Origin of the sequence: Escherichia albertii NBRC 107761 = DSM 17582, assembly GCF_000759775.1 — a bacterium.
Taxonomy (GTDB): Bacteria; Pseudomonadota; Gammaproteobacteria; order Enterobacterales; family Enterobacteriaceae; genus Escherichia; species Escherichia albertii.
The window spans coordinates 1-7,161 of record NZ_BBMY01000173.1; the positions used below are offsets into that span (position 1 = coordinate 1).

Annotated in this window: 7 protein-coding genes; 2 read left to right on the plus strand and 5 right to left on the minus strand. The window is 50.6% G+C overall.

Going from position 1 to position 7,161, the window contains the following annotated elements:
• Positions 1 to 288: 288 nt before the first annotated feature.
• A complete protein-coding gene (locus tag EA14781_RS21115; protein WP_000948802.1) occupies positions 289 to 1,104 on the plus strand; it encodes a mannosyl-3-phosphoglycerate phosphatase-related protein in 816 nt (271 codons plus the stop codon).
• On the opposite strand, the gene dgcQ is transcribed toward EA14781_RS21115, so the two are convergent.
• The 3 genes from dgcQ to EA14781_RS21130 form a co-directional block, all read right to left on the minus strand.
• The gene (gene dgcQ, locus EA14781_RS21120; RefSeq protein WP_000902155.1) at positions 1,101 to 2,795 is read right to left on the minus strand and encodes a cellulose biosynthesis regulator diguanylate cyclase DgcQ; all 1,695 of its coding nucleotides are present in this window, start codon (positions 2,793 to 2,795) and stop codon (positions 1,101 to 1,103) included. The two genes, EA14781_RS21115 and dgcQ, sit on opposite strands and share 4 nt — an antisense overlap.
• Positions 2,796 to 2,989: 194 nt before the next feature.
• Positions 2,990 to 3,172 carry a YodC family protein gene (locus EA14781_RS21125; RefSeq protein ID WP_000009304.1) on the minus strand — a complete coding sequence of 61 codons (183 nt, stop codon included), beginning with the start codon at positions 3,170 to 3,172 and terminating at the stop codon, positions 2,990 to 2,992.
• 79 nt (positions 3,173 to 3,251) lie between these two features.
• A complete protein-coding gene (locus EA14781_RS21130) occupies positions 3,252 to 4,169 on the minus strand; it encodes a DUF808 domain-containing protein (protein WP_000922698.1) in 918 nt (305 codons plus the stop codon).
• Between the two features lie 172 nt (positions 4,170 to 4,341).
• Here EA14781_RS21130 and yedA point away from each other — a divergent pair, with 172 nt between their 5' ends.
• Positions 4,342 to 5,262, plus strand: coding sequence for a drug/metabolite exporter YedA (gene yedA / locus EA14781_RS21135; RefSeq protein WP_001212279.1), 921 nt, complete (start codon positions 4,342 to 4,344; stop codon positions 5,260 to 5,262).
• On the opposite strand, the gene vsr is transcribed toward yedA, so the two are convergent.
• The gene (gene vsr, locus EA14781_RS21140) at positions 5,251 to 5,721 is read right to left on the minus strand and encodes a VSPR family DNA mismatch endonuclease (RefSeq protein WP_000785986.1); all 471 of its coding nucleotides are present in this window, start codon (positions 5,719 to 5,721) and stop codon (positions 5,251 to 5,253) included. The two genes, yedA and vsr, sit on opposite strands and share 12 nt — an antisense overlap.
• A complete protein-coding gene (gene dcm / locus EA14781_RS21145) occupies positions 5,702 to 7,120 on the minus strand; it encodes a DNA-cytosine methyltransferase (protein WP_001157291.1) in 1,419 nt (472 codons plus the stop codon). Before dcm ends, vsr begins: the two co-directional genes overlap by 20 nt.
• Between the last annotated feature and the right edge of the window lie 41 nt (positions 7,121 to 7,161).

The following is a 7,161-nucleotide window of genomic DNA, read 5'->3' on the forward strand; positions in this document are numbered from 1 at the left end:
ACAAAAAAATCCCGACCCTTGTACGGGTCGGGATGAAACTTGCTTAAGCAAGAAGCACTTAAAAAATTCGTTACACCAGGAAATCTGATATGTTCATCACCTTATCCGCAATTTTTTTCGCTGACAAGGAAATATTCTTTATATGAATGATTAACGTCATTAATGAATGGAATTGTGACTTTCGTCACCCCTTACGGGCCCTGCTGCGAGCGGGATCGCTCCCGAAAAATGCTCAGATACAAATCGTGCTGTTTTAGGAAACATCCTGGTAGAGGGCGCTGCGCAACCATGCTTTCAATTCATCAACCGCTACTGATTTTCACTGACCTCGATGGCACCCTGCTGGACATTCACAGTTACGACTGGCAGCCAGCCGCCCCGTGGTTGAATCGATTACGGGAAGCTGGCGTTCCCGTGATTCTCTGTAGCAGTAAAATATCGGCTGAAATGCGATACCTGCAAAAAACGTTGGGGCTGCATGGGTTGCCGCTGATTGCCGAAAATGGCGCAGTGATCCAGCTTGCTGAACAATGGCAAAATCTGGATGATTTTCCGTACATCATTTCTGGCATTACCCATGGTGAAATCAACCTGGTGTTAAATTCACTGCGCGAGAAAGAGCATTTCAAATTCACGACCTTTGATGATGTCGATGACGCGACTATTGCCGAATGGACAGGATTAAGCCGCAGCCAGGCTGCGCTGACGCAGCGACATGAAGCGTCGGAAACACTCATCTGGCGCGACAGTGATGAGCGAATGACGCAATTTGCCGCACGCCTGAACGAGCAGGAGTTGCAGTTTGTTCAGGGCGCCCGTTTCTGGCATGTGCTTGATGCTTCTGTCGGGAAAGCTCAGGCGGCAAACTGGATTATCGCGATATATCAACAACTCAGCGGCAAACGCCCGACAACGCTCGGATTAGGTGACGGGCCTAATGATGCGCCATTACTGGAAGTGATGGATTACGCTGTAGTTGTAAAAGGACTGAACCGTGAAGGCGTACATCTGCAAAACGAAGACCCGCTCCGTGTCTGGCGTACACAGCGAGAAGGCCCCGAAGGCTGGCACGAAGGGTTAGATCATTTTTTCTCTGAGCGTTAAGGGTTATCGCTCGCACAGACCCGATTGCGCCCGGCTTGTTTTGCAAGATACAGCCGACGGTCGGCCAGCGATTGTAATTGTTCAAAATCATAATCACCGGTTTCCTCGCTGCTACTGACTCCCAGCGAGGCACTGATACGTATTGTCGTGCTCTTGGCAATCAACATCTCTTTCTCATTCAGCTTCAGGCGAATACGTTCGGCGACGTCTTTTGCCTGCGCCAGATTAGTCCCTGGCAGAACTACGCAAAATTCTTCGCCGCCAACTCGTCCGGCGACATCCTGGGCACGCAATGAATGACTGATTAACCCGGCGGCATGTGACAACACGCGATCGCCAGCCTGGTGACCAAAGCGGTCGTTAATCGCTTTAAAATGGTCAAGGTCGACCTGAATAATAGAAAAGGGATGTTTGTGTGTCTGACACAGTTTGGCAAGCGGGCGTGCTTTTTCAAACAGTGCGCCACGGTTATACAAACGGGTTAAGGTATCGTGCCAGGCCTGCCATTGCAGTGAACTTTGCAGAACAAACATATTGCTCACCATCCGCCGAATAACATACCAGGAGATAAGTAACATGGTGGTGAAGAGCGCCCACAGCAGAGTTAAGGCAATGCTGATACTGCCAAAATCGCCGCGTACGCCTTCGCTAAGCGTGTGAATTCGCACCAAAACACCATCGAAATGATCCAGCCGTTCCCAGCTGACATAGCGACTGTCCATCCGAATGCCGCCACGCGTATCGTGTTCCATCGCCTGCGCCAGCGATGCCAGTTCTCGAGGCTCAAAGAGATCTGCAGCCGATTGCTCCGGGTTAGATGAGGTCAGCAATTTCAGTTTACTGTCATAGAGTTGATATTCGCCATCGAGGTTTTTATCAATGGCGTTTTTTAAAAATTGCTGCATTGAACGCACGGGAATACTCATCCCCAATACACCATACCAGTAGTTATCGCTGTCGACCGGAACACTAACGGTAACCTGTGGCTCAGTGTGGCTGGATAGCGCTGGCTGTGAGGTAAACCAACGTACTGCGCGCTGGCGATTTTCCCGCTGCGAGTGCCCGATAAACCAGGGCTGAGTGACAAACTCGTAGTAACGCGTAGGCACATCACGCATAAACAGTGTCGGCTGCGTCGAAACGTAAAATCCAGCGCGTGAAACATACATCGCCTGTTCGACCATCGACGAGGAGTTGTGCGCCAGACGCAGTAAGTAGCCAACTTCCAGCGCAGCGGTAATTTCGTTATCAAGAGAGTTATTCTCGCGGGAGAGCAGACTTCCCTGACTAACCAGAGCATCCGAGATGCCGTTAACCGGCAAAGTGCGTCGTCTGTTGAGTTCGATCTGCCAGGCATGTTCGTCGCGCCGTTGTTCGAACTCGGTAACAGCATTGCGCAAAGAGGTAAAATCGAGCGGCGCAACGAGGGCTTCGCGCATCCCGTTACGCAGAAACATCAGTTTATCAACGTTATATTGCAGTTGTTTATCCAACGCGCTGGCGACGTTCTCCAGATGATTACGCTGGCTGGAAATATAAGCATCTTCAAGCACCACAACTTCACGCCAGGTGAGCAAGGTGGAAAAGAGTAACACGACGATAAAACAGAGATTAACGACATGACCTGGTCCCAGACGGCGTGCGAGCTTCTTCAACCAGCTCTGTTTTTCTGTTTTTATCTCGTGCAACACCCTGACGACTCCCAACCTGCTTTTCTATGATTCTGGCATAACATGGCGATAGCGTCGCCAAACGACGATATTTTCACAACGCAGGCATGATAAGACGCGCCAGCGCCGCATCAGGCATTCAATGCAAACGCCAGCACAATAGCCGGATACGGCGCGAACGCCCCATCCGGCTATTTTTGATTAATTATACGCTTTTAAACTTCGTCCGGTGAACGGTATTCCTCTCCCGGAACAAGTTCGGTTTCATGAAAAGCTTCCCGTTTGACGCCGTAACCGTCATACCAGCGACACTCAACCATGCCGCTGGAATACCCGGTAACAATCATCCGCGGGCCGCCCTCTTTTACCGTCACTTCCTCGCTAACCATAAAACTCATACTCGCCTCCTTTTTTCGAGTGAAACTTGTTCACCTTAGTCGAGGATGACGAATTTTGCATAATAGTCAGAAGCGATTATTAATGAGCCTGACCGCGTAGTTTTGCTACAGCTTTCACTCCCAGCACCACGATACCACCGATAATAAAACCAAGAATCAGATTTAAAACAGTCGGTAATATCATCGCCATCAGGGCGCTCTGCTGCCCGGCGAACTGCTCTATAGCATGATGTAACGGCGCGATGCCATGCACCACAATGCCGCCGCCCACCAGAAACATTGCCAGCGTCCCGACAATGGATAATGCTTTCATCAACCAGGGAGCGATAATGAGTAACCCTTTCCCCATCGCCTGCATTAGCGTACTGGACTTTTCTGCCAGCCAGTACCCCAAATCATCTATCTTAACGATAATGCCTACCAGCCCGTACACGCCTATCGTTACCACCAGTGCAATCCCTGAAAGCACCAGTACCTGATTGAGCAACGGCGCTTCAGCCACAATCCCCAGCGTGATAGCGACGATTTCCGCAGACAAAATAAAATCAGTGCGAATCGCCCCTTTTATTTTGTCTTTTTCAAACTTCATCGGGTCTTGTGCAGCCAGTTTCTCCAGGCGCTGCTGACTCTGTGCCGGATCGCCTTTATGCTTACGCGCCTCCAGCATATGCAGCACTTTCTCTGCGCCTTCAAAGCAGAGAAACGCGCCGCCAACCATCAACAATGGCGTAATCGCCCACGGGATAAAAGCGCTGATGATCAGCGCCAGCGGCACCAGAATCACTTTATTGATCAGCGATCCTTTCGCCACGCCCCAGACCACGGGTAATTCCCGGTTGGCGCGTACGCCTGAAACTTGTTGCGCATTGAGCGACAAGTCATCCCCTAATACACCAGCGGTTTTCTTCGCCGCCAGCTTGCCCATCACGGAAATATCGTCCAGCAAAGTGGCGATATCATCGAGTAACGTCAGTAAACTACTCCCGGCCAAAAGCATTCCCTCTCATTTTTATCATTGACGCGCTAAGTATGAAGCAAAATCGGCTTGCCTGATACTGGCTTCGCGGGGTCAACATTTTTTTAACAATCAAACGTAATTATATCTCTCGCCTGTAGAATGATTTTAACGTTTACTATGAACCACCTTTTTATTTCTACCGTGAGGGATTATGCGTTTCCGCCAGTTGTTACCGCTTTTGGGCTCGCTGTTTGCGTTGTATATCATTTGGGGCTCGACTTATTTTGTCATTCGGATTGGAGTGGAAAGCTGGCCGCCGTTAATGATGGCGGGTGTGCGATTTCTGGCTGCGGGCATTTTATTGATGGCCTTTTTATTGTTGCGTGGACATAAATTGCCGCCACTGCGCCCACTGCTCAACGCCGCGCTTATTGGTTTATTGTTGCTGGCTGTCGGCAACGGTATGGTAACGGTGGCTGAACATCAAAATGTTCCTTCAGGTATTGCTGCGGTGGTCGTCGCCACCGTTCCGCTCTTTACCCTCTGCTTCAGCCGTTTATTTGGCATTAAAACGCGTAAACTGGAATGGCTCGGCATCGCCATTGGGCTTGCCGGGATCGTCATGCTTAACAGTGGTGGTAACTTAAGCGGTAACCCATGGGGCGCTATTCTGATTTTAATCGGTTCTGTAAGTTGGGCGTTCGGTTCAGTTTATGGCTCGCGCATTACCCTGCCAGTGGGGATGATGGCGGGCGCAATTGAAATGCTGGCGGCAGGCGTGGCGCTCATGCTCGCCTCAATGATTGCAGGTGAGAAACTGACGGCGGTTCCTTCTGTTTCTGGTTTCCTGGCTGTCGGTTATCTGGCGCTGTTTGGCTCAATCATCGCGATCAACGCTTATATGTATTTAATCCGTAATGTCAGTCCGGCACTGGCTACCAGCTATGCTTACGTTAACCCCGTTGTCGCGGTATTACTGGGAACGGGACTGGGTGGCGAAACGCTGTCGAAGATTGAATGGCTGGCGCTGGGCGTGATTGTCTTCGCGGTGGTGCTGGTCACATTGGGGAAATATCTCTTCCCTGCGAAACCTGTCGTCGCGCCAGTTATACAAGACGCATCACGCGAGTAAATGAATTCCCAAAGAGTCGATCTGCGCGCTGGCTCCCTCGCCGCAGATCCACTCTTCCAGACGCTCGGTAAGCGCCGCATCCGTTAACTTCTCGCGCCCACGTAATGCACACTCCCAGATAATCAATACACGCCAGCCGAGTTCCTGCAATCGGCTGATATCACGACGATCGCGCTCAACGTTTTTACCGATCTTCTCCAGCCAGAATTCGGTTCGTGTGGCAGGAACTTTAAACAGATAGCAGTGATGATGATGCCAGAAGCAACCGTGGGTAAATATCACACAGCGATATTCATCAAGGACAAAATCTGGTCGTCCGGGCAGAGCGGCATCCTGAACGCGAAACGCCAGCCCTTGCTCAGTTAACAGGCTGGCAAGACGCTTCTCAATAGCCGTATCGCGCGTGGCGATCGCGCGCATATTTTTACTACGTGTGGCCTTATCGTGAACGTCGGCCATGTTGTGCCTCTTGTTGACGCAACGCTACCGCCTGTTTGATTTTTGGCTCAAGCAGTTTTGCCACCGCGGCAAACACCGGGACAACCACCGAGTTACCGAACTGGCGATAAGCCTGGGTATCAGAAACCGGAATGCGGAATTTCGCTTCATGCGGCGCTTCAAAACCCATCAAACGTGCGCATTCGCGAGGGGTTAGCCGACGTGGACGATGTTGCTGATTCTGCGGATCGTCAAAATCTCTCTCTCCCGTTGCCATATCCCAGCCGCGATCGATTAAAATTTCCGCGCCATCTTTGTAATACCGTGCAGAAAGCGTACGAGTAACGCTTTGCGGGTTATTCGGATAAACCATTCCGTAACCAAAGCCATTACCACGCGCCTGATGTTTTTTCGCATAGCGATAAAGATACTTCCACAGCACCGGCGTCAGGATATATTTCGCTTCGACCACCGGGTCCAGCAACTGTGCTAATGTCACTCGCTGCGTTGGAAAACACTGGTTGATATCACGCAGAGTAAAACTGGCTTTCAAATTAAGATCGCGACGGAAGCCTACCAGCACAATGCGTTCACGGTGCTGTGGCAAAAAATGTTTACCGTCGATGATTTTCGGATCGTCCGGGCCGTTATCTTCTGCATCAGCGACGTCATAGCCCAGTTCGTCCAGCGTCTGCATGATGATGCGAAATGTTTTGCCCTGGTCATGACTTTTCAGGTTTTTGACGTTTTCGAGCACAAAAATCGCCGGACGACGAGCATCAATGATGCGCGCCACATCAAAGAACAATGTCCCCTGGGTATCGCAGGCAAAACCGTGCGCACGACCAAGTGAGTTCTTTTTCGATACGCCAGCCAGAGAAAATGGCTGGCAAGGAAAACCGGCCAGTAAAACATCGTGTTCAGGTATGTGCTGGCGGATATGCTCCGCCGCGGCTGCATCACTCACGCCCTCTTTATGGCTCAGGGTGATGTCGCGGATGTCTTCATTAAAGTGATGTGTCGCCGGATCGCAATAATAGTTAGCTTTATAGGTGCGCACCGCATGTTTGTTCCACTCGCTGGTAAATACGCACTGACCCCCTATCGACTCAAACCCGCGCCGAATGCCGCCAATTCCGGCAAACAGATCAATAAAGCGAAACGCATAGTGTGGATGATGCGCTGGCGGTTTAGGTAACAGCGTTTGCAGATGAGTAAACTCTCTTTCACTTAAACGGTGCCATGCCGAATCATTCGCCAGAGCTCGTTTTAAAATCGCTGCGCTCCAGTGGTTCTCACCTACACTATTAAGTTGCGCCACCAGCGTTTTAACATCATAAATTTGCAGCAGCTTCTCCAGCATTGCCTGTACGGCATTCCCGGTGCTGTATGAATCGGTTACTGAAATATTTTCCTGCATAGATTTAACCGGCCATATGAGATGGCCGACAGGTTAACATA